The sequence below is a fragment of the Citrobacter sp. wls613 genome (assembly GCF_005281195.1).
GTDB classification, from domain to species: Bacteria; Pseudomonadota; Gammaproteobacteria; order Enterobacterales; family Enterobacteriaceae; genus Citrobacter; species Citrobacter gillenii.
Genome location: NZ_SZXN01000010.1, coordinates 33136 through 53166 on the forward strand (window position 1 = coordinate 33136; position 20031 = coordinate 53166).

The following is a 20031-nucleotide window of genomic DNA, read 5'->3' on the forward strand; positions in this document are numbered from 1 at the left end:
TGCTGAGTGCGCTACTTATTCACAACATAATCGCTGCTTTCTCAAACAATCTATTCATTTTTTGAATGCTTTAATTGCCATTTAAGTGATTTTAGGAAACCATTCGCAACAATCATGATAGTGCCGTGGTGTTTTGGGTGCCAACCGTCAAGCGGTCGGCGCCGTATGGCCTGTTATGGCAAAAAAACGATGTACCCATAACGATAACCGGTCATACCGGAAAGCATACAAACACAACAAGAGGATTTATGGCAGAAAGTAAACCTGAGCTACAGCGTGGGCTGGAGGCTCGTCATATCGAGTTAATCGCCCTTGGGGGCACTATTGGCGTTGGATTGTTTATGGGCGCCGCCAGCACCCTCAAATGGGCGGGGCCATCAGTTCTGTTGGCCTATATTGTCGCCGGGCTGTTCGTCTTTTTCATTATGCGTTCCATGGGCGAGATGCTGTTTCTGGAGCCGGTTGCCGGTTCATTCGCGGTGTATGCCCACCGTTATATGAGCCCCTTCTTTGGTTATCTCACTGCCTGGTCGTACTGGTTTATGTGGATGGCGGTGGGGATCTCGGAAATTACCGCCATTGGCGTCTACGTGCAGTTCTGGTTCCCGGATATGGCACAGTGGATACCCGCGCTGATTGCAGTCGGGTTAGTGGCGTTGGCAAACCTGGCGGCGGTTCGGCTGTACGGTGAAATTGAGTTCTGGTTTGCGATGATCAAAGTGACCACCATCATTGTGATGATCGTCATTGGGGTCGGCGTTATCTTCTTTGGCTTTGGTAATGGTGGCCAGGCGATTGGTTTCGGCAACTTGACCGAGCACGGCGGCTTTTTTGCCGGTGGCTGGAAAGGCTTCCTGACCGCGTTATGTATCGTGGTGGCCTCCTACCAGGGGGTGGAGCTGATCGGCATCACGGCGGGTGAAGCCAAAAATCCGCAGGTCACATTGCGTAGCGCGGTAGGGAAAGTGCTGTGGCGTATCCTGATTTTCTACGTCGGCGCGATATTTGTGATCGTCACTATCTTCCCGTGGAATGAGATTGGCAGCAACGGCAGCCCGTTCGTTCTCACGTTTGCCAAAATTGGAATTACCGCTGCGGCCGGGATTATCAACTTCGTGGTCCTGACCGCCGCGCTGTCTGGCTGCAACAGCGGGATGTATAGCTGTGGTCGTATGCTGTACGCGCTGGCGAAGAACCGTCAACTACCTGCCGTTGTTGGAAAAGTCTCTCGTCATGGCGTGCCGGTTGCTGGCGTAGCGATTTCTATCGCTATCTTGCTGATTGGCTCATGCCTGAATTACGTTATTCCGAATCCGCAGCGTGTCTTTGTGTATGTCTATAGCGCCAGTGTATTGCCGGGGATGGTACCGTGGTTTGTTATCCTGATTAGCCAGCTGCGTTTTCGTCAGGCACACAAAGAGGCGATTGCCAGCCATCCTTTCCGCTCCATTCTGTTCCCGTGGGCGAATTATTTGACGATGGCGTTCCTGATTTGCGTATTGATCGGCATGTATTTTAATGAAGATACCCGAATGTCGCTGTTTGTGGGTATGGGCTTCATACTGGCTGTGACGCTCATTTATAAGGTTTTTGGTCTGAATCGGCATGGGGAAAGCCAAAAATTGGAGGAATAAGCGACAAAACGCACATTCCGTGACCAAACGGTAATTTATTTTAAAAAAGCACTAGACAGCAGACCGAGACCTCCGTAATATCCAGCCCCGCAACGGCGCTAAGCGCCCGTAGCTCAGCTGGATAGAGCGCTGCCCTCCGGAGGCAGAGGTCTCAGGTTCGAATCCTGTCGGGCGCACCATTTAGTAGGGTGCCAGAGCTGCGGTGGTTTTAATACCGCGTAAAAGATTTGCAGTGGTGGCTATAGCTCAGTTGGTAGAGCCCTGGATTGTGATTCCAGTTGTCGTGGGTTCGAATCCCATTAGCCACCCCATTAATTTAAAGTTGTGAAATGCGAAGGTGGCGGAATTGGTAGACGCGCTAGCTTCAGGTGTTAGTGTCCTTAGGATGTGGGGGTTCGAGTCCCCCCCCTCGCACCACGACTTAAAGAATTGAACTAAAAATTCAAAAAGCAGTAAAACGGCGAGTAGCGCAGCTTGGTAGCGCAACTGGTTTGGGACCAGTGGGTCGGAGGTTCGAATCCTCTCTCGCCGACCAATTTTGAACCCCGCTTCGGCGGGGTTTTTTGTTTTCTGATTTTCTCTTCTTTCAGGCACTTACACAAAGAAAGACCTGTGTGATATCGCTGCCATGTCCCGAATTACCTGATGTCTTAAAAAGTCCGAATAACTAGTTTTTGCAGTGCAATCATGGCATGCCTTGTGCAATAATATGCGTGTAGATGCTCATTCCATCTCTTATGTTCGCCATCTGGCCTCATAAACTCAGGAATGACGCAGAGCCGTTTCCGGTGCTTATCGTCCACTGACAGATGTCGCGTTAGCCTCATCAAACACCATGGACATAACGTTGAGTGAAGCACCCATTTATGTTGTCATACAGACCTGTTTAACGCCTGCTCCAAAAGAGCGGGCGTTTTTTTATGCATATACACGTCATCCTTCAAGCTGCCTCTTTGTTGGCTACGCCTGAGTTATTCGGCCCATCCCTGGGCCTCACCCCTACGGGGCCGCCGCAAACAGCGTTCAAATCTGTTCCTGACAGATTTGTCACCCCAGTCACTTACTTATGTAAGCGCTTGTGGATTCCCAGACTTGCCGCCTTGATGCATCTTGAATGATTTTGTGTATACGATTGCCCGGTAAGCGAAGTGTCACCGGGCAAGAGGGAATCACTGCGAAGGATTGTTGTTCTGTAGCGTCAGCATCAGGCCATCACGACGCATCGTGGCGGCTTCTTCTGGTTGATGCAGTCTGTCCAGCGCGTCGGCCAGCCAGGCGTAGTCGTAGGCATCCGGACGCTGTTTAAGGGCCGCACGGAAGGCGATCGTTGCCTCCTGCCATTCACCGTGCTTCATCAACGACTGACCAAGCGTACTCCACAGAAGCGGGCGATCGCCCACGGCTTTAATCTGCTGGCGCAGCACTTTTTCTATCTGCTCAGGGTTGTTGGTTTTCAGACGCGGGATAGGCAGTACCAGGCGGTCGTCATACTGGCGTTTCAGACCCTCAATGATGATTTGCTGTGCCGTATCATGATCGTCGCACTCAATCAGATGCTCAGCCATGGCGACCTGCAGGGCAACCTGATGACGGGTTTTACGGTTCTGGTTTTTCCACCATGCGCGTAGACCCTCACTACCCTGATCGGCGCGAACCTGATCCATCAGGCCCACCCAGGCTTGTTGTTCCAGCATGGCACGGTGTTCTTCATCACCCACGCGTGCTTTGGCCATAGAAGGAATGATATCCAGTAAGGAACTCCATGCACCGGTGCGAATGTAAGCCTGCTCAGCCAGACGCAGAACTTCCGGGTGACGCGGCGTCACTTCCAGCAGCTTGTCGACGCTGTGGCGCGCGGCGTGGTCCTCATTGCGGGCCAACTGTAGGCGAACACGGGTGATGTCCACCGGGATTGTATCGTTCCCGGCCAGTTCAGCTGCACGTTCAAGGTGCTGATTAGCGCGAGCTTCATCACCACGCTGCTGAGCCGCTTCTGCTGCCAGAAGATAATTGACTACCGGCTGTTCCGCGTGATCGGCATTTTTCGACATCAGTTTTTCAACCTGCTGATAGTCGCCTTCTGCCAGCTTGAGCAGAGCCTGCTCGGTCTGCTTACGTGCACGGCGGCGCTTGCGACCCACAAACCAGCCGCGCGTATGCGCACCGGTGCGGAAAATACGGCGCAGCAGCCATTCAATCGCAAACAGAATGACCATGGCGACGATCAGGATGATCACCAGACCCGTCACGCTGGTTTCAATGTTGTAGTTGTCTGTTTGGATCAGCACGTATCCCTGATGACCGGCGATCATTGGGCCGACGACGATCCCGGCGATCAGCAGCACAAAGAGCAATAATACTTTTAGCATCATTATTCTCCCTGCGGCGCGGTTGCCGGCGTGTCAGCCTGAGGTGCAGGTGCAGGTGCAGTTTCAGCCTCGGCTGGAGAGGTTGTTGGCTGTGCCAGTAAATTACGCACGCGGGTTTGCATGAGCTTCTCGAGAATGGTCTGGCTCTGCAACGTGTCCGGCACGTTCATACTGATGCTTTGCTGGCTCAGCTGATCCACTTCATCAAGAAACGCTTTGGTGGTTGCATCGTCGGTGTCGTAATAGGCGCGTACCCAGGTGGAGACATTCTCCAGCGCCTGGCGATAGGTTTCTTCCTGATGACGTGGCACGGCTTGTGCGGCCACTAACAGGCGAGAACGGATATTTTCGCGCAGGTAAACGTCCTGATTTGGTGCCAGTAGCGGAACGGCAGTTTCATCGCGACGGCGAATGGTAATAAAGCTGTCCATAAAGTTCTGCCAGCTTTTTTGCAGATTGACGCGCCATTCGCTAATAGAGCTGGAAAGCTCACTGCTGTCGGAATCCATCGGTGAATCGTCGGTGTTGTTGTCCGCCAGGCGTAGGTTATCAATCTGGTTAGAGAGCTGATTTACCTTGAGGATAATGCCGTCGTAGTCGACCTGTGAAACCGCAGACAGGCTGGCGATATCATCGGTGATGGCGCGACGGGCGGTAATCAAACTGGGATCGTTCATGTCTGCCAGGCTGGCATCGGCGCTTTTCAGCAGCGCTGCCGCAGACGTAACGTCCTGATCGCTCCATAATTTACGTCCGGCCAGTTTCACCAGGAAATCAGCCTGTGCCAGCAGCCAGGTTTTTGCATCACTGCCGGAGATGGTGGCGACCTTCTGCTGGACTTCATCAAGCTGTTTGACCAGCGCGGCCTGCTGTCGACTGGCTTCATCCAGCTGTGTGGCCTGCTGTTTAATAATGCCTTCCAGCTCGCTCTTCTGACTTTCCTGCGCTTTTTGTAGCGCGATGAGCTGAGTCGCCAGCGCATCGCTGGTTGCTGTTTGCGTTGTTGCCTGCTGTTTCGCCCAGCCATACAGACCCACGCCCGCCGCCAGTGCAATCGCAATTGCCACTGCGCTCAGGATCAGTGCGGTGTTGTTGTGGTTCTTTTTTTCTGCTTTGACTGGCTGTGGCGTTGTTTCCACGGCCTTCCTGGTCTCTTCAACCACGGCGGAGGATTTTTCTTGTTCCGTCATTATGGCATCCCATTATGAGAGTTATTGTAATGCGCGCAGTAGCGCATCGTTGTCGGCGTTATCAGCGACCTTAATATCTTGCCAGCCCAGTTCCCGGGCGAGGTGCGCCAGACGCTCACTGACGACCAGCAGCCGACAGCGTAGTAACCAGTGCTCACGATACCACTGCGGAATAAGAGACCAGAGCTGTTGCAGCATCTCTCCGCTGGTGACAACCACCGTCGTCACACCGCGTGAATGCCAGCGCATCGCCTCTTCTGCACCATCGTAATGTTTTGCACTGCGTTGATAACATTCACAAAAATCAACATCTGCACCACGAGCTGTTAAGGTTTCGCCTATCAGCTCACGACCGCCGTTGCCGCGTAAAATAAGCGCGCGTTTTCCCGCAATATTTTGTAATTCAGGTAATTGTAGCAAGACTTCGCTGATTTCCCGATCCAGCGGATAGTGAATATTGCATCCGCTCACGGTATGCAATGCCAGCGCTGTTGTGCGACCGATAGCAAAATAGCGCGGGAGAGTGGGCCAGTTTGCCCCCTGCTGCGAAAGCTCGGCATCGGCAAAGTTGACGGCATGCTGCGAGAGAGCAAAGACCAGATCGTTTTCCGTGAGCGCCGACAGTCGGGAGGCTAGCGTTGCCAGTTCCCGACCGGGCGAAAACTCGATAAGCGGAAAACTCCAGGCCACCTGCCCCAGTGTGCGCAGACGGCTCACTAACTCTTCCCCTGCGGGAGACGGGCGGGTGACCAGAATACTCATGCCGGTGCTTCTCCGTTATAAACGTCAGCCAGAATGGAGCGCGCACCGTTCTCTAACAGTTCTTCCGCCAGGGAAATGCCCATTTGTTCGGCATCCTGCGGTGCACCACGACGCTCTCCACACACCATCTGCGACCCGTCAGGTGCACCGACCAGCGCACGTAGCCAAATCTCACCGTTGATGAGTTCTGCATAGCTGCCAATAGGCACCTGACAGCCCCCTTCCAGGCGGGTGTTCATGGCGCGTTCCGCTTTGACGCGCAGGGCGGTTTCTTCATGGTTGAGCGGGGCCAGCAGCGCCTGGGTACGTAGATCGTCAAGTCGACATTCTATGCCCACAGCACCTTGCCCGACAGCTGGCAGAGAGACCTCTGGCGGCAGCGCGGTCCGGACGCGTGACTCAAGCCCTAAACGCTTTAGCCCGGCGACGGCAAGAATAATGGCGTCATAGTCGCCGTTATCCAGTTTGCTCAGGCGTGTGCCCACGTTGCCACGCAATGAGCGGATAACAAGATCCGGGCGCTGCTTCGCCAATTGGCACTGGCGACGTAGGCTCGACGTCCCAACGATGCTGCCTTCCGGGAGGTCATCCAGTGAGTTAAATTTATTTGAGACAAACGCATCGCGCGGATCTTCGCGTTCACAGATAGTGACCAGCCCAAGCCCTTCAGGGAACTCGACCGGCACATCCTTCATGGAATGCACGGCGATATCGGCGCGTTTTTCTAACAGCGCGACTTCCAGCTCTTTGACAAATAAACCTTTCCCCCCGACTTTCGCCAGCGGGGTATCCAGGATCACGTCGCCACGGGTCACCATAGGGACCAGTTCAACGACCAGACCGGGGTGATTTGCCATTAAAGCGTCTTTGACATAATGTGCCTGCCAGAGCGCAAGGGGGCTTTGGCGTGTGGCAATTCTCAAAACATTGTCTAACATGCTTGTTACCGTCATTATCAATCATTAACCATCCTAACATCCTTATCAAAGGGATGTCAGCGTTACGCTCAAACGTAGTGAGACGAAAAGGCGCTGCATCATCACTGGCAGTGATTAATGACGAGATACCTCCCGACCGTATGAAGGAATTTACACGCAACGAACGGTGCTACACTTGTATGTAGCGCATCTTTCTTTACGGTCAATGAGCAAGGTGTTAAATTGATCACGTTTTAGACCATTTTTTCGGCTGTACTCCCTAAAAAAAGTGCGGAGAAAAAAAGGTAACGGTTATTTTTGACATACGGTTTATCCGAATTGCTGAAGAGTGTTGGTAAGCGCATGCGCTGCAGCAGTCGACACCATGACGGATAGCAAAATCAGGCGATACGTCTTGTACCTCTATATTGAGACTCTGAAACAGAGACTGGATGCCATAAATCAACTGCGTGTCGATCGCGCGCTTGCTGCCATGGGCCCTGCTTTTCAGCAGGTATACAGTCTGCTGCCGACATTATTGCACTACCACCATCCGCTGATGCCGGGTTACCTCGATGGTAACGTTCCCAAAGGCATATGCTTTTACACGCCTGATGAAACCCAACGTCACTACCTGAATGAGCTGGAGCTGTACCGCGGCATGTCGCCGCAGGACCCCCCGAAGGGTGAGCTGCCGATTACCGGCGTTTACTCGATGGGCAGCACCTCTTCAGTCGGGCAAAGCTGTTCCTCTGACCTGGATATCTGGGTCTGCCATCAATCCTGGCTGGATAGCGAAGAGCGCCAGTTGCTGCAGCGTAAATGCAGCCTGCTGGAAAGCTGGGCCGCCTCGCTGGGCGTGGAAGTCAGTTTCTTCCTGATTGATGAAAACCGTTTCCGTCACAATGAAAGCGGCAGTCTGGGTGGTGAAGACTGTGGCTCAACGCAGCACATCCTGTTGCTTGATGAATTTTATCGCACCGCCGTGCGCCTCGCGGGCAAACGTATTCTATGGAATATGGTGCCGGGCGACGAAGAAGAGCATTACGACGATTACGTTATGACGCTCTACGCACAGGGGGTGTTAACGCCAAACGAATGGCTGGATCTGGGTGGGCTCAGCTCGCTTTCCGCCGAAGAGTACTTTGGCGCCAGCCTTTGGCAGTTGTACAAGAGTATCGACTCCCCGTACAAAGCGGTGCTGAAAACGCTGCTGTTGGAAGCGTACTCCTGGGAATACCCCAATCCACGCCTGTTGGCGAAAGACATTAAACAGCGCCTGCACGACGGCGAGATCGTCTCTTTTGGTCTCGATCCTTACTGCATGATGCTGGAGCGCGTGACCGAGTACCTCACGGCAATCGAAGATCCGACGCGCCTCGATTTAGTTCGTCGATGTTTCTACTTAAAAGTGTGCGAGAAACTGAGCCGCGAGCGCGCCTGTGTGGGCTGGCGTCGTGAAGTGCTAAGTCAGTTAGTGAAAGAGTGGGGCTGGGACGACGCCCGTCTGACCATGCTGGATAACCGCGCCAACTGGAAGATTGACCAGGTACGTGAAGCGCACAACGAACTGCTCGATGCGATGATGCAGAGCTACCGTAACCTGATCCGCTTCGCGCGTCGTAACAACCTCAGCGTCAGCGCCAGCCCGCAGGACATTGGCGTGCTGACCCGTAAGCTTTACGCTGCGTTTGAGGCCCTGCCGGGCAAAGTGACGCTGGTGAACCCGCAGATCTCACCGGACCTCTCGGAACCGTATCTGACCTTTATCCATGTGCCGCCGGGTCGTGCTAACCGTTCAGGTTGGTATCTCTACAACCGTGCGCCCAACATGGATTCGATCATCAGCCATCAGCCGCTGGAATATAACCGCTACCTGAACAAACTGGTGGCGTGGGCGTGGTTTAACGGTCTGCTGACATCACGTACGCATTTGTTTATTAAGGGCAACGGCATTGTCGATCTGCCGAAGCTGCAGGAGATGGTCGCTGACGTATCGCACCACTTCCCGCTGCGCTTGCCGGCACCTACGCCGAAAGCGCTGTACAGCCCGTGTGAGATTCGCCATCTGGCGATTATCGTCAACCTTGAATACGACCCGACGGCGGCATTCCGCAATCAGGTGGTGCATTTTGATTTCCGTAAGCTGGACGTCTTCAGCTTTGGCGAAGAACAAAATTGCCTGGTCGGTAGCGTAGACCTGCTGTACCGCAACTCGTGGAACGAAGTACGTACGCTGCACTTCAACGGCGAGCAGGCGATGATAGAAGCGTTAAAAACGATTCTCGGTAAAATGCATCAAGATGCGGCACCGCCGGATAGCGTCGAGGTCTTCTGTTATAGCCAGCATTTACGTGGCCTGATCCGTACACGCGTCCAGCAACTGGTGTCCGAGTGCATTGAGCTGCGCCTTTCCAGTACACGCCATGAAACCGGTCGCTTCAAAGCGCTGCGCGTTGCAGGGCAGACGTGGGGACTGTTCTTTGAGCGTTTGAATGTGTCGGTACAGAAACTGGAAAACGCCATTGAATTCTACGGCGCAATTTCACACAACAAGCTGCACGGTCTTTCCGTTCAGGTTGAGACCAATCACGTGAAATTACCGTCTGTAGTGGATGGTTTTGCCAGTGAAGGGATCATCCAGTTCTTTTTCGAAGAAACGGGTGATGAGCAGGGCTTTAATATCTACATTCTGGACGAGAGTAATCGGGTCGAGGTGTATCACCATTGCGAAGGCAGCAAAGAAGAGCTGGTTCGCGATGTTAGCCGCTTCTACTCCTCGTCGCACGATCGCTTTACCTACGGCTCCAGCTTCATTAACTTTAATCTGCCGCAGTTCTATCAGATTGTGAAAACCGATGGTCGCGCGCAGGTTATCCCGTTCCGTACCCAGCCGATTAACCCGGTCCCGCCGGCTAATCAGGATAATGACACGCCGATGTTGCAGCAGTATTTTTCGTGATTATGGTGCCGGATGGCGGTGTAAACACCTTATCCGGCCTACAATTGACGCGAAACGGGTAGGCCGGATAAGCAAAGCGCATCCGGCACAAAACCTCAACGGAAACTCACGGCTTCTCCCGCCTGTTGCGTTGCAGCCTGCTCCAGCAGATCCCAGAAGCGTTCACCGCTACGGTCGCAAATCCATTCGTCACCTTTCAAGTTAAAATGGTAGCCACCCTGTTTGGTCGCCAGCCACACCTGATGCAGCGGCTCCTGACGGTTAATAATAATCTTGCTGCCGTTTTCAAAGCTGATGGTCAGCACGCCGCCGTTGATCTCGCAGTCGATATCGCTGTCGCCGTCCCAGTCGTCCAGACGCTCTTCAATGGTCATCCACAGGGTGTCGGCAAGGCGGTGAAATTCACTGTCGTTCATTGGTGTTTTTCCGTTTTTTCATGATGGCGAGAGTATAACCTGAAAGAATTCACGTTGCAGTTTTAGCCAAACTCTTGCTTTTACGTCTTCTCCTGCGATGATAGAAAACAGAAAGTATGAACTTTACGGGCAATCCATAATGAAAAACGTGTTTCAGGCACTCGCTGTACTTCTTACTCTGTTCAGCCTGACGGGCTGTGGTCTGAAAGGTCCACTCTATTTCCCGCCAGCAGATAAAACCGCGCCGCCACCGACGAAGCCAGTTGAAACGCAATCGCAGTCCACAGTGCCCGATCGAAACGATCGAGCAACGGGAGATGGGCCTTCCCAGGTAAACTACTAAAGCGAAGTCTCTGTACCCGCGTGAACGGAGTGAACGATGCAATTCTCTAAAATGCATGGCCTTGGCAACGATTTTATGGTCGTCGACGCGGTAACGCAGAATGTCTTTTTTTCACCTGAGCTGATCCGCCGCCTGGCCGACAGGCATCTTGGTGTGGGATTTGATCAGCTGCTGGTGGTTGAGCCTCCGTATGATCCGGAGCTGGATTTCCATTACCGTATCTTTAATGCTGACGGTAGCGAAGTGTCGCAGTGCGGTAACGGTGCCCGTTGTTTTGCGCGTTTTGTACGCCTGAAAGGGCTGACCAATAAACGTGATATCCGCGTCAGTACGGCGAATGGCCGCATGGTATTAACTGTGACGGACGATGAGCTGGTGCGGGTCAATATGGGCGAGCCCAATTTTGAACCCTCGCAGGTGCCTTTTCGCGCCAATAAAGCAGAGAAGACCTATATTATGCGGGCGGCCGAGCAGACAGTATTGTGCGGCGTGGTATCAATGGGGAATCCACACTGCGTCATTCAGGTTGATGATGTGGATACGGCCACGGTGGAAACGCTGGGACCGGTTCTGGAAAGCCATGAACGCTTTCCGGAGCGCGCCAATATTGGATTTATGCAAGTGGTGAAACGCGAGCACATCCGGCTGCGCGTCTATGAACGTGGGGCGGGTGAAACGCAGGCCTGTGGCAGCGGAGCGTGCGCTGCTGTCGCTGTTGGTATTCAGCAGGGCCTGCTGGCAGAAGAAGTGCGCGTGGAACTACCGGGCGGTCGCCTTGATATCGCCTGGAAAGGCCCGGGTCATCCGTTGTATATGACTGGCCCGGCGGCACATGTCTACGACGGATTTATTCATCTATGAAGCAACCAGGGGAAGAACTACAGGAAACACTCATGGAACTTGACGATCGGGCGGTCGTCGAATATCTACAACGTCACCCTGAGTTTTTTATCCGTAATGCGCAAGCGGTTGAAGCGATGCGCGTCCCGCACCCGGTGCGGGGTACGATCTCTTTAGTTGAATGGCATATGGCTCGAGCGCGTAATCACATCAACGTGCTTGAAGAGAACATGACGCTATTGATGGAACAGGCTAACGCCAACGAAAGTCTGTTTTATCGCCTGTTAAATCTGCAAGGACGGCTGGCGGCGGCCAGCAGCCTCGACGATATGCTGATGCGATTTCATCGCTGGGCACGTGAGCTGGGGCTGGCTGGCGCGACGGTTCGTCTGTTCCCGGATCGCTGGCGGCTTGGTGCCCCTTCAAAGTTTACCCATCTGGCATTAAGTCGTCAGGCCTTCGAGCCGCTGCGTATTCAGCGTCTCGGGCAGTCACAGCACTATCTGGGTCCGCTCAATGGCCCGGAACTGCTGGTGATGATGCCGGAGGCGAAAGCGATTGGTTCGGTAGCCATGTCGATGTTGGGGCAAGATGGTTCCCTTGGCGTCATGCTGTTCAGCAGCCGTGATGTTAATCATTACCAGCAAGGGCAAGGCACGCAGCTATTGCAGGAAATCTCGCTGATGTTGCCGGAACTGCTGGAGCGCTGGATTGAACGCGTATGACCGGCTCACCGCTTTCTCAGGACGTTGCACGCTTCTTACGCTATCTGGGCGTGGAGCGTCAGCTTAGTCCCATCACGTTACTCAATTATCGGCGTCAGCTGGATGCCATCATCGCGATAGCCGAAGAAACCGGCCTGCAAAGCTGGCAACAATGTGATGCTGCAAGGGTGCGCAGCGTTGCTGTGCGCAGTCGCCGCAACGGTCTGGGACCGGCGAGCCTGGCATTGCGCCTCTCCGCCTTACGCAGTTTCTTCGACTGGCTGGTGAATCAGGGTGAGCTGAAAGCCAACCCGGCAAAAGGTATTTCTGCGCCGAAGGCACCGCGGCATCTGCCGAAAAATATTGATGTGGATGACATTAACCGACTGCTGGATATCGATCTCAACGATCCCCTCGCCGTGCGCGACCGGGCTATGCTGGAGGTGATGTACGGCGCGGGACTGCGTTTGTCGGAACTGGTTGGCCTGGATATTAAACATCTCGATCTCGACACCGGCGAAGTGTGGGTGATGGGTAAAGGCAGCAAAGAGCGCCGCCTGCCAATTGGCCGCAATGCGGTGGCTTGGATTGAACACTGGCTGGATCTGCGCGGGCTTTTCGGCAGTGACGAAGACGCGCTTTTTCTGTCAAAACTGGGCAAACGTATCTCCGCGCGTAACGTGCAGAAACGTTTTGCCGAATGGGGTATCAAGCAGGGGCTGAATAGCCATGTGCATCCCCATAAACTGCGCCACTCGTTTGCGACGCATATGCTGGAGTCGAGCGGCGACCTGCGCGGGGTACAAGAGCTGTTGGGACACGCCAACCTCTCTACCACGCAAATCTATACCCATCTTGATTTTCAACACCTGGCTTCAGTGTACGATGCGGCGCATCCGCGCGCCAAACGGGGGAAATAATGCGTTTTTACCGGCCTTTGGGGCGTATTTCTGCGCTCACCTTTGACCTTGATGACACCCTTTACGATAACCGTCCCGTTATCACGCGCACCGAACAGGAAGCGCTCGCGTTTGTGCAAAATTATCACCCGGCGCTGAGCTCCTTACAAAATACCGACCTGCAGCGCCTGCGCCAGGCTGTGCGCGACGCCGAGCCGGATATTTACCATGACGTCACCCAATGGCGTCATCGTGCCGTAGAGCGCGCTATGCTGGAGGCTGGCCTGTCGGCGGCAGAGGCGAAAATGGGGGCGAACGCGGCGATGATGAACTTCGCCAAATGGCGCAGCCGCATCGACGTCCCGCAATCTACGCATGACACGTTGAAGGTACTGGCCCGCAAGTGGCCGCTGGTGGCGATCACCAACGGTAACGCGCAGCCGGAGCTGTTTGGTCTGGGCGAATATTTTGAGTTTGTACTGCGTGCCGGCCCCGATGGGCGATCAAAACCGTTCAGCGACATGTATTTGCTGGCGGCGGAAAAACTGAATATGCCCATGGGTGAGATCCTGCACGTCGGTGACGACCTGACGACAGATGTCGCCGGGGCCATCCGCTGTGGCATGCAGGCCTGCTGGATCAAGCCGGAAAATGCCGACCTGATGCAAACCGCTGACAGCCGTTTACTGCCGCATATCGAAATTTCACAGTTGGCATCTCTGACCTCGCTGATATAATCATCAACAACTCTGTATAAATTCCCAGGGGTCCGGCTGGGCCCTGTTGATTCCGGCGGTGCCAATGGACGTTTCTTACCTGCTCGATAGCCTCAATGACGAACAGCGCCAGGCTGTGGCCGCGCCACGCAGCAACATGCTGGTTCTGGCAGGCGCGGGGAGTGGTAAAACGCGCGTGCTGGTACACCGCATCGCCTGGTTACTGACGGTTGAAAACAACTCGCCATACTCGATTATGGCGGTGACCTTTACCAACAAAGCGGCGGCAGAAATGCGCCACCGTATTGGTCAGATCATGGGAACCAGCCAGGGCGGTATGTGGGTCGGTACCTTCCACGGTCTGGCACACCGCCTGCTGCGTGCGCACCATATGGATGCCAACCTGCCGCAGGATTTCCAGATCCTCGACAGCGAAGACCAGCTGCGCCTGCTGAAGCGTCTGATCAAAGCGATGAACCTCGATGAGAAGCAGTGGCCAGCGCGCCAGGCTATGTGGTTTATCAACAGCCAGAAAGACGAAGGGCTGCGCCCGCACCATTTGCAGAGCTACGGCAATCCGGTCGAGCAAACCTGGCAGAAGGTTTACCAGGCCTACCAGGAAGCGTGCGATCGCGCCGGGCTGGTGGATTTCGCCGAGCTGCTGCTGCGCGCGCATGAACTGTGGCTCAACAAACCGCACATTCTGCAGCACTACCGCGAACGTTTTACCAACATCCTGGTGGACGAATTCCAGGATACGAACAATATCCAGTACGCCTGGATCCGCCTGCTGGCGGGTGACACCGGCAAGGTGATGATCGTCGGCGATGATGATCAGTCAATCTACGGTTGGCGCGGGGCGCAGGTGGAAAACATCCAGCGCTTCCTCAACGACTTCCCCGGTGCCGAAACTATTCGTCTGGAGCAGAACTACCGCTCGACCAACAATATCCTTAGCGCGGCTAACGCCCTGATTGAAAACAATAACGGGCGTTTGGGCAAAAAGCTGTGGACCGAGGGCGTCGACGGTGAGCCGATCTCACTCTATTGCGCGTTCAACGAACTCGATGAAGCGCGTTTTGTGGTTAACCGCATCAAAGCCTGGCAGGACAATGGCGGTCAGTTGACACAGTGCGCCATTCTTTATCGCAGCAACGCCCAGTCGCGCGTGCTGGAAGAAGCGCTGTTGCAGGCTAGTATGCCGTACCGTATTTACGGTGGAATGCGCTTCTTCGAGCGTCAGGAAATCAAAGACGCGCTCTCTTACCTGCGTTTGATAGCTAATCGTAACGACGACGCCGCGTTCGAGCGTGTGGTGAATACCCCCACGCGCGGTATCGGCGATCGTACGCTGGACGTGGTGCGGCAGACCTCGCGCGACCGCCAGCTGACAATGTGGCAGGCGTGTCGTGAACTGCTGCAGGAAAAAGCCCTGGCCGGGCGTGCCGCCAGCGCACTACAGCGCTTTATGGAACTTATCGACGCACTGGCGCAGGAAACCGCCGATATGCCGCTGCACGTGCAGACCGACCGGGTAATAAAAGACTCCGGCCTGCGCATGATGTACGAGCAGGAAAAAGGTGAGAAGGGCCAGACGCGTATCGAAAACTTAGAGGAACTGGTGACGGCAACGCGCCAGTTCAGCTACAACGAAGAAGACGAAGACTTGATGCCGCTACAGGCGTTCCTCTCCCACGCGGCGCTGGAAGCGGGCGAAGGGCAGGCGGATACCTGGCAGGATGCGGTCCAGCTAATGACCTTGCACTCGGCCAAAGGTCTGGAGTTCCCGCAGGTGTTTATCGTCGGAATGGAAGAGGGCATGTTCCCCAGCCAGATGTCACTCGATGAAGGTGGGCGCCTCGAAGAGGAACGCCGCCTGGCCTATGTGGGCGTTACCCGTGCGATGCAGAAACTGACGTTGACCTACGCCGAAACGCGTCGCCTGTACGGCAAAGAGGTTTACCACCGTCCATCCCGGTTTATTGGTGAATTACCAGAGACCTGCGTGGAAGAGGTTCGCCTGCGCGCCACGGTCAGCCGTCCGGTAAGTCATCAACGGATGGGTACGCCGATGGCGGAGAACGACACCGGCTATAAGCTCGGTCAGCGTGTGCGTCACGCCAAATTTGGCGAGGGCACCATCGTCAACCTGGAAGGTAGCGGTGAACACAGTCGTTTGCAGGTCGCGTTCCAGGGGCAGGGGATCAAATGGCTGGTTGCCGCCTACGCCAGACTAGAAACCGTTTGATCGCCTGATGGCGCTACGCTTATCAGGCCTGCATGTCGCTTAATATTATGATTTGTAGGCCGGATAAGGCGAAGCCACCATCCGGCAATCTTTCGGTTAATATTCTGAAATCATAGATAAATCCCCCCGTTCTGCTAACCTTGCAGCATGAGGGGAAATTATTACTTTTTCGCCATCTGTTGCGTGTTGACGTCAAAATTTTGCTGGCGTAACATGCGCGCACGATTACGCTAAGAGGACATTCGCCTTGGACACACCCAGTAGATACTGGCTCATTATCCTGTCATCCAGGATCAACTCCTAAGGCTATCCCTTTTTGCTGATAGCCTTCGCGGTTGTCAGCGACCTTCTGTTTTTTCTCGTCGCGCCGAGTCAGGCTGTTTAATGGTCTGAAACCCAATTTGTTTCTGTGTGCCCACCGAACTGTCCGATAATTTTTTGCATTGGGAGTCCCGGTCATGCTGAGCGCATTTCAACTGGAAAACAATCGTTTAATACGTCTTGAGGCGGATGAAATTGATCATCTCGCCAGTTCGGTTTGGGTCGATTTAGTCGAGCCGGATGACGATGAACGAAACCGTGTGCAAAAGGACTTGGGCCAGAACCTGGCTACGCGCCCTGAACTGGAAGACATCGAAGCATCCGCACGTTTTTTTGAAGACGAAGACGGCCTGCACATCCACTCCTTCTTCTTCTATGAAGATGCCGACGATCATGCGGGCAACTCAACCGTGGCATTCACCATTCGCGAAGGTCGTCTGTTTACCCTGCGCGAGCGCGAACTGCCGGCGTTTCGCCTGTACCGTATGCGTGCGCGCAGCCAGTCGATGGTCGACGGTAACGCTTACGAGTTGCTACTCGATCTGTTCGAAACGAAAATTGAACAGCTGGCGGATGAAATAGAGAATATCTACAGCGATCTGGAAAAACTCAGCCGCGTGATTATGGAAGGGCGTCAGGGCGATGAATATGACGAAGCGCTCTCCACGCTGGCGGAACTGGAAGATATCGGCTGGAAAGTTCGTCTGTGTCTGATGGATACCCAGCGCGCATTAAACTTCCTGGTGCGTAAGGCGCGACTGCCGGGCGGTCAACTGGAGCAGGCGCGCGAGATCCTGCGAGATATCGAATCCCTGCTGCCGCACAATGAATCCCTGTTCCAGAAGGTTAACTTCCTGATGCAGGCGGCGATGGGCTTTATCAACATCGAACAGAACCGCATCATCAAGATCTTCTCGGTGGTTTCCGTGGTGTTCCTGCCGCCGACGCTGGTGGCATCCAGCTACGGCATGAACTTTGAGTTCATGCCGGAACTGCACTGGAGCTTCGGTTATCCCGGAGCGATTGTCTTTATGATGCTCGCGGGCCTGGCACCGTATTTGTACTTTAAGCGCAAGAACTGGCTGTAGCAGAGAATTATTAACGCTCCCGTAGGCCTGATAAGCGCAGCGCCATCAGGCAGAAAGATGCCGGATGGCGACGTAACCGTCTTATCCGGCCTACAAAATCAGTGCCATCAGGCGCAATCACAGCCCCCTTCGCGTTCTGCGTAGGGTATAAATCGCATCCATCACGAATATCGCCAGCGCGACCCAGATAAAGGCGAACGTCACCATCTTATCTGCGCCCGGTACTTCGCCGTAGAATGTTACCGCCAGCAGGAACATCAGCGTCGGCCCGATATACTGGAAAAAGCCCAGCGTGGACAGACGCAGACGGGTCGCTGCACCGGTAAAGCACAGTAGTGGAATGGTGGTCACGACCCCTGCTGCAATCAGCAACAGATTGAGCGACATGGGGTTCTGTCCCATATGGCTGGTTGGGCTGTCGGCAATACCAAACAGATAGATTGCCGCAATCGGTAACAGCCACAAGGTTTCGATCAGCATGCCGGTTTGCGCCTCGACGGCGATCTTCTTACGCACCAGGCCATAAAAAGCAAAGCTGAAGGCCAGTCCCAGCGCAATGATTGGCAGTGATCCAAACGTCCACAACTGTACCAGCACGCCGCAGGCGGCGAGCAGCACGGCCAGCCACTGCATGCGGCGAAAGCGCTCACCGAGGAAAATCATGCCCAATACAATATTCACCAGGGGGTTAATAAAGTAGCCGAGGCTGGCTTCCAGCATATGGTGGTTGTTGACCGCCCAAATGAATAGTAGCCAGTTTCCGCCGATGAGCACCGCGGAAAGCGCCAGCAGGAATACCTTCTTTGGCGTTTGCAGCAGCGTTTTGACCCCTGACCATTGGCGGCTGATGCTCATCAACACCACCATAAAGAAAAATGACCAAATCACACGGTGCGTCAGGATCTCGTCTGCGGGGACGTAGTAAATCAACTTGAAATATGCGGGTGCAATGCCCCAAATAAAATAGGCAGCAAGAGCGAGTAATACGCCCTGCCGCGTTTGCTTAGCATCCATCGGGAAAACTCATTTCAGAAATGTAACGGCAGTTTACCTTGTTTCAGGCGCTTACCCCACCATATACGTTGCGGTGGCGCTGGCGATATAAAGCTGCTCTTCGTTATGCAGCTCCACGCGTGCAACGGCAACTTTATTGCCTGCCCGCAGCAAACTGCTGGTAGCCGTGAAGCGATTACCCCTGCCCGGGCGCAGATAATCGACGCGGAGATCGATGGTTCCCATGCGCGACATCCGCTGGCGCAGCTCGTCCTCGCTGATGGTTTCATGACGGGTCAGCGTACTGCCCACGCACACCAGTCCGGCTGCTACGTCCAATGCTGAGGCAATCACACCGCCATGCAGGATGCTTTGCGCCCAGTTGCCGACCATCATCGGTTGGTTATTAAAGGCCAGTTGGGCAAACTCTTTTTCGTAACGTTCCAGCTCCAGCCCCAGCGCCCGGTTAAACGGCATATGGTAGACAAACATTTCGCCCACTAATTTCAGTGCTTGCTCAGCAGTCAGTACGGCAGACATACAATCCCTAACTCTCGATGGTTAATGAGGTGTTGATATTATGCTTCTTAATTGTTGTTTTCTACTTTGGGACGGGATAACTAACGAAGAGCGCACTAAGTATGTAAAATGCTATCAATAAAATCTTACAATTCATCAATATTTTAGTTCAGGAGAACATGACCGATGCGGGCGATTCTGGGATGGTTACTACCAGCAGTTATGCTGCCGTTGACCGTGTATGCGCAGGAAGCGACAGTGAAAGAGATTCATGATGCACCCGCTGTGCGCGGCAGTATTATTGCCAACATGCTGCAAGAGCATGACAATCCTTTCACGCTTTACCCTTATGACACCAACTACCTCATCTACACCAATACCAGCGACATGAATAAAGAGGCCATCAGCAGCTATAGCTGGTCTGAAAATGCGCGTAAAGATGAGGTGAAGTTTCAGCTGAGCCTGGCGTTTCCGCTGTGGCGCGGGATTTTAGGCCCGAACTCCGTGCTTGGTGGTTCCTATACCCAGAAATCCTGGTGGCAGCTTTCTAATAGCGAAGAATCGGCACCGTTTCGCGAAACTAACTACGAACCACAACTGTTCCTCGGTTTCGCCACCGATTACCGCGTTGCCGGCTGGACGCTACGTGATGTGGAAATGGGATACAACCACGACTCTAACGGTCGTTCCGAACCGACCTCGCGCAGCTGGAACCGCCTGTATACCCGCCTGATGGCAGAAAACGGTAACTGGCTGGTAGAAGTGAAGCCGTGGTACGTCATCGGCAGCACTGACGATAACCCTGATATCACTAAATATATGGGCTACTATCAGCTCAAACTGGGTTACCACCTCGGTGACGCCGTGTTAAGCGTGAAAGGTCAGTACAACTGGAATACCGGCTACGGCGGCGCTGAGTTGGGTGTCAGCTACCCCATCACCAAACATGTTCGTCTTTATACCCAGGTCTACAGTGGTTATGGCGAGTCGCTGATTGACTATAACTTTAATCAGACGCGCGTTGGCGTGGGCGTAATGCTCAACGATATCTTCTGATCGGCATTGAGAGTATTTTAATCATTGCAGTTTCTCTCTCAGGCGCTGAAAATA

General features: G+C 54.1%; 18 protein-coding genes and 4 tRNA genes. 15 read left to right on the forward strand and 7 right to left on the reverse strand.

What is annotated here, in order from left to right; all coding sequences use genetic code 11:
* The first annotated feature begins 248 nt into the window (after nt 1–248).
* From FDX01_RS01940 to FDX01_RS01960, 5 genes are all read left to right on the forward strand, one after another.
* Nucleotides 249–1634, forward strand: a complete 1386-nt coding sequence (locus tag FDX01_RS01940) for an amino acid permease (protein ID WP_115259850.1) — start codon at nt 249–251, stop codon at nt 1632–1634.
* Between the two features lie 102 nt (nt 1635–1736).
* Nucleotides 1737–1813: transfer RNA gene (locus tag FDX01_RS01945), tRNA-Arg, on the forward strand.
* Nucleotides 1814–1869: 56 nt separating this feature from the next.
* Nucleotides 1870–1945: transfer RNA gene (locus FDX01_RS01950), tRNA-His, on the forward strand.
* 20 nt (nt 1946–1965) lie between these two features.
* A tRNA-Leu gene (locus FDX01_RS01955) sits at nt 1966–2051 on the forward strand.
* 41 nt (nt 2052–2092) lie between these two features.
* A tRNA-Pro gene (locus FDX01_RS01960) sits at nt 2093–2169 on the forward strand.
* 634 nt (nt 2170–2803) lie between these two features.
* Here FDX01_RS01960 and hemY read toward each other — a convergent pair.
* Genes hemY through hemC form a run of 4 tightly spaced genes read right to left on the reverse strand, consistent with a single transcriptional unit; the run spans nt 2804 to nt 6893 of the window.
* On the reverse strand, nt 2804–4003 hold the full coding sequence (hemY, locus tag FDX01_RS01970; RefSeq protein ID WP_096759491.1) for a protoheme IX biogenesis protein HemY: 1200 nt from the start codon (nt 4001–4003) through the stop codon (nt 2804–2806).
* Nucleotides 4004–4005: 2 nt separating this feature from the next.
* Entirely contained in the window at nt 4006–5193 is a 1188-nt protein-coding gene (gene hemX / locus FDX01_RS01975) for a uroporphyrinogen-III C-methyltransferase (protein WP_137399136.1), read from the reverse strand.
* A 21-nt stretch (nt 5194–5214) separates the two neighbouring features.
* A complete protein-coding gene (gene hemD / locus FDX01_RS01980; protein WP_117343795.1) occupies nt 5215–5955 on the reverse strand; it encodes a uroporphyrinogen-III synthase in 741 nt (246 codons plus the stop codon).
* Nucleotides 5952–6893, reverse strand: coding sequence for a hydroxymethylbilane synthase (hemC, locus tag FDX01_RS01985; protein WP_137399137.1), 942 nt, complete (start codon nt 6891–6893; stop codon nt 5952–5954). The genes hemD and hemC overlap by 4 nt, the downstream gene beginning before the upstream one ends.
* A gap of 394 nt (nt 6894–7287) precedes the next feature.
* Between hemC and cyaA the strand changes: the two genes are divergently transcribed.
* The gene (cyaA, locus tag FDX01_RS01990; protein ID WP_096758931.1) at nt 7288–9834 is read left to right on the forward strand and encodes a class I adenylate cyclase; all 2547 of its coding nucleotides are present in this window, start codon (nt 7288–7290) and stop codon (nt 9832–9834) included.
* A 95-nt stretch (nt 9835–9929) separates the two neighbouring features.
* Here the strand turns inward: cyaA and cyaY are convergent, their stop codons facing one another.
* Complete coding sequence (gene cyaY / locus FDX01_RS01995) at nt 9930–10250, reverse strand: iron donor protein CyaY (protein ID WP_096758930.1); 321 nt, start codon at nt 10248–10250, stop codon at nt 9930–9932.
* Between the two features lie 139 nt (nt 10251–10389).
* On the opposite strand from cyaY, the gene FDX01_RS02000 reads away from it, so the two are divergent.
* From FDX01_RS02000 to corA, 8 genes are all read left to right on the forward strand, one after another.
* A complete protein-coding gene (locus FDX01_RS02000) occupies nt 10390–10593 on the forward strand; it encodes a lipoprotein (RefSeq protein WP_115259844.1) in 204 nt (67 codons plus the stop codon).
* A 36-nt stretch (nt 10594–10629) separates the two neighbouring features.
* Nucleotides 10630–11454 (forward strand): diaminopimelate epimerase, encoded by an 825-nt coding sequence (gene dapF / locus FDX01_RS02005; protein WP_003017933.1) that lies wholly within the window; start codon nt 10630–10632, stop codon nt 11452–11454.
* Entirely contained in the window at nt 11451–12158 is a 708-nt protein-coding gene (locus FDX01_RS02010; RefSeq protein ID WP_115259843.1) for a DUF484 domain-containing protein, read from the forward strand. Before dapF ends, FDX01_RS02010 begins: the two co-directional genes overlap by 4 nt.
* Complete coding sequence (gene xerC, locus FDX01_RS02015; RefSeq protein WP_137399138.1) at nt 12155–13057, forward strand: tyrosine recombinase XerC; 903 nt, start codon at nt 12155–12157, stop codon at nt 13055–13057. The genes FDX01_RS02010 and xerC overlap by 4 nt, the downstream gene beginning before the upstream one ends.
* Nucleotides 13057–13773, forward strand: coding sequence for a 5-amino-6-(5-phospho-D-ribitylamino)uracil phosphatase YigB (gene yigB / locus FDX01_RS02020; protein WP_096758925.1), 717 nt, complete (start codon nt 13057–13059; stop codon nt 13771–13773). Before xerC ends, yigB begins: the two co-directional genes overlap by 1 nt.
* A 64-nt stretch (nt 13774–13837) precedes the next feature.
* Nucleotides 13838–16000, forward strand: a complete 2163-nt coding sequence (gene uvrD / locus FDX01_RS02025; protein ID WP_096758924.1) for a DNA helicase II — start codon at nt 13838–13840, stop codon at nt 15998–16000.
* A 247-nt stretch (nt 16001–16247) separates the two neighbouring features.
* Nucleotides 16248–16304, forward strand: coding sequence for a YsgD/CorL family protein (gene ysgD / locus FDX01_RS23130; protein ID WP_212723238.1), 57 nt, complete (start codon nt 16248–16250; stop codon nt 16302–16304).
* A 154-nt stretch (nt 16305–16458) separates the two neighbouring features.
* Nucleotides 16459–17409, forward strand: a complete 951-nt coding sequence (gene corA, locus FDX01_RS02030; protein ID WP_096758923.1) for a magnesium/cobalt transporter CorA — start codon at nt 16459–16461, stop codon at nt 17407–17409.
* A 117-nt stretch (nt 17410–17526) separates the two neighbouring features.
* Here the strand turns inward: corA and rarD are convergent, their stop codons facing one another.
* Nucleotides 17527–18423 (reverse strand): EamA family transporter RarD, encoded by an 897-nt coding sequence (gene rarD / locus FDX01_RS02035; RefSeq protein ID WP_096758922.1) that lies wholly within the window; start codon nt 18421–18423, stop codon nt 17527–17529.
* Between the two features lie 51 nt (nt 18424–18474).
* On the reverse strand, nt 18475–18942 hold the full coding sequence (gene yigI, locus FDX01_RS02040; RefSeq protein WP_005133301.1) for an acyl-CoA thioesterase YigI: 468 nt from the start codon (nt 18940–18942) through the stop codon (nt 18475–18477).
* A gap of 165 nt (nt 18943–19107) precedes the next feature.
* On the opposite strand from yigI, the gene pldA reads away from it, so the two are divergent.
* The gene (gene pldA / locus FDX01_RS02045; protein ID WP_137399139.1) at nt 19108–19977 is read left to right on the forward strand and encodes a phospholipase A; all 870 of its coding nucleotides are present in this window, start codon (nt 19108–19110) and stop codon (nt 19975–19977) included.
* Nucleotides 19978–20031 lie beyond the last annotated feature (54 nt).

Bases quoted from the DNA above. Each gene is read 5' to 3' on its own strand.
- FDX01_RS01940 (WP_115259850.1), top strand. From the start codon at position 249: ATGGCAGAAAGTAAACCTGAGCTACAGCGTGGGCTGGAGGCTCGTCAT.
- hemY (WP_096759491.1), bottom strand. From the start codon at position 4,003: ATGCTAAAAGTATTATTGCTCTTTGTGCTGCTGATCGCCGGGATCGTC.
- hemX (WP_137399136.1), bottom strand. From the start codon at position 5,193: ATGACGGAACAAGAAAAATCCTCCGCCGTGGTTGAAGAGACCAGGAAG.
- hemD (WP_117343795.1), bottom strand. From the start codon at position 5,955: ATGAGTATTCTGGTCACCCGCCCGTCTCCCGCAGGGGAAGAGTTAGTG.
- hemC (WP_137399137.1), bottom strand. From the start codon at position 6,893: ATGTTAGACAATGTTTTGAGAATTGCCACACGCCAAAGCCCCCTTGCG.
- cyaY (WP_096758930.1), bottom strand. From the start codon at position 10,250: ATGAACGACAGTGAATTTCACCGCCTTGCCGACACCCTGTGGATGACC.
- FDX01_RS02000 (WP_115259844.1), top strand. From the start codon at position 10,390: ATGAAAAACGTGTTTCAGGCACTCGCTGTACTTCTTACTCTGTTCAGC.
- dapF (WP_003017933.1), top strand. From the start codon at position 10,630: ATGCAATTCTCTAAAATGCATGGCCTTGGCAACGATTTTATGGTCGTC.
- FDX01_RS02010 (WP_115259843.1), top strand. From the start codon at position 11,451: ATGAAGCAACCAGGGGAAGAACTACAGGAAACACTCATGGAACTTGAC.
- xerC (WP_137399138.1), top strand. From the start codon at position 12,155: ATGACCGGCTCACCGCTTTCTCAGGACGTTGCACGCTTCTTACGCTAT.
- yigB (WP_096758925.1), top strand. From the start codon at position 13,057: ATGCGTTTTTACCGGCCTTTGGGGCGTATTTCTGCGCTCACCTTTGAC.
- uvrD (WP_096758924.1), top strand. From the start codon at position 13,838: ATGGACGTTTCTTACCTGCTCGATAGCCTCAATGACGAACAGCGCCAG.
- corA (WP_096758923.1), top strand. From the start codon at position 16,459: ATGCTGAGCGCATTTCAACTGGAAAACAATCGTTTAATACGTCTTGAG.
- rarD (WP_096758922.1), bottom strand. From the start codon at position 18,423: ATGGATGCTAAGCAAACGCGGCAGGGCGTATTACTCGCTCTTGCTGCC.
- yigI (WP_005133301.1), bottom strand. From the start codon at position 18,942: ATGTCTGCCGTACTGACTGCTGAGCAAGCACTGAAATTAGTGGGCGAA.
- pldA (WP_137399139.1), top strand. From the start codon at position 19,108: ATGCGGGCGATTCTGGGATGGTTACTACCAGCAGTTATGCTGCCGTTG.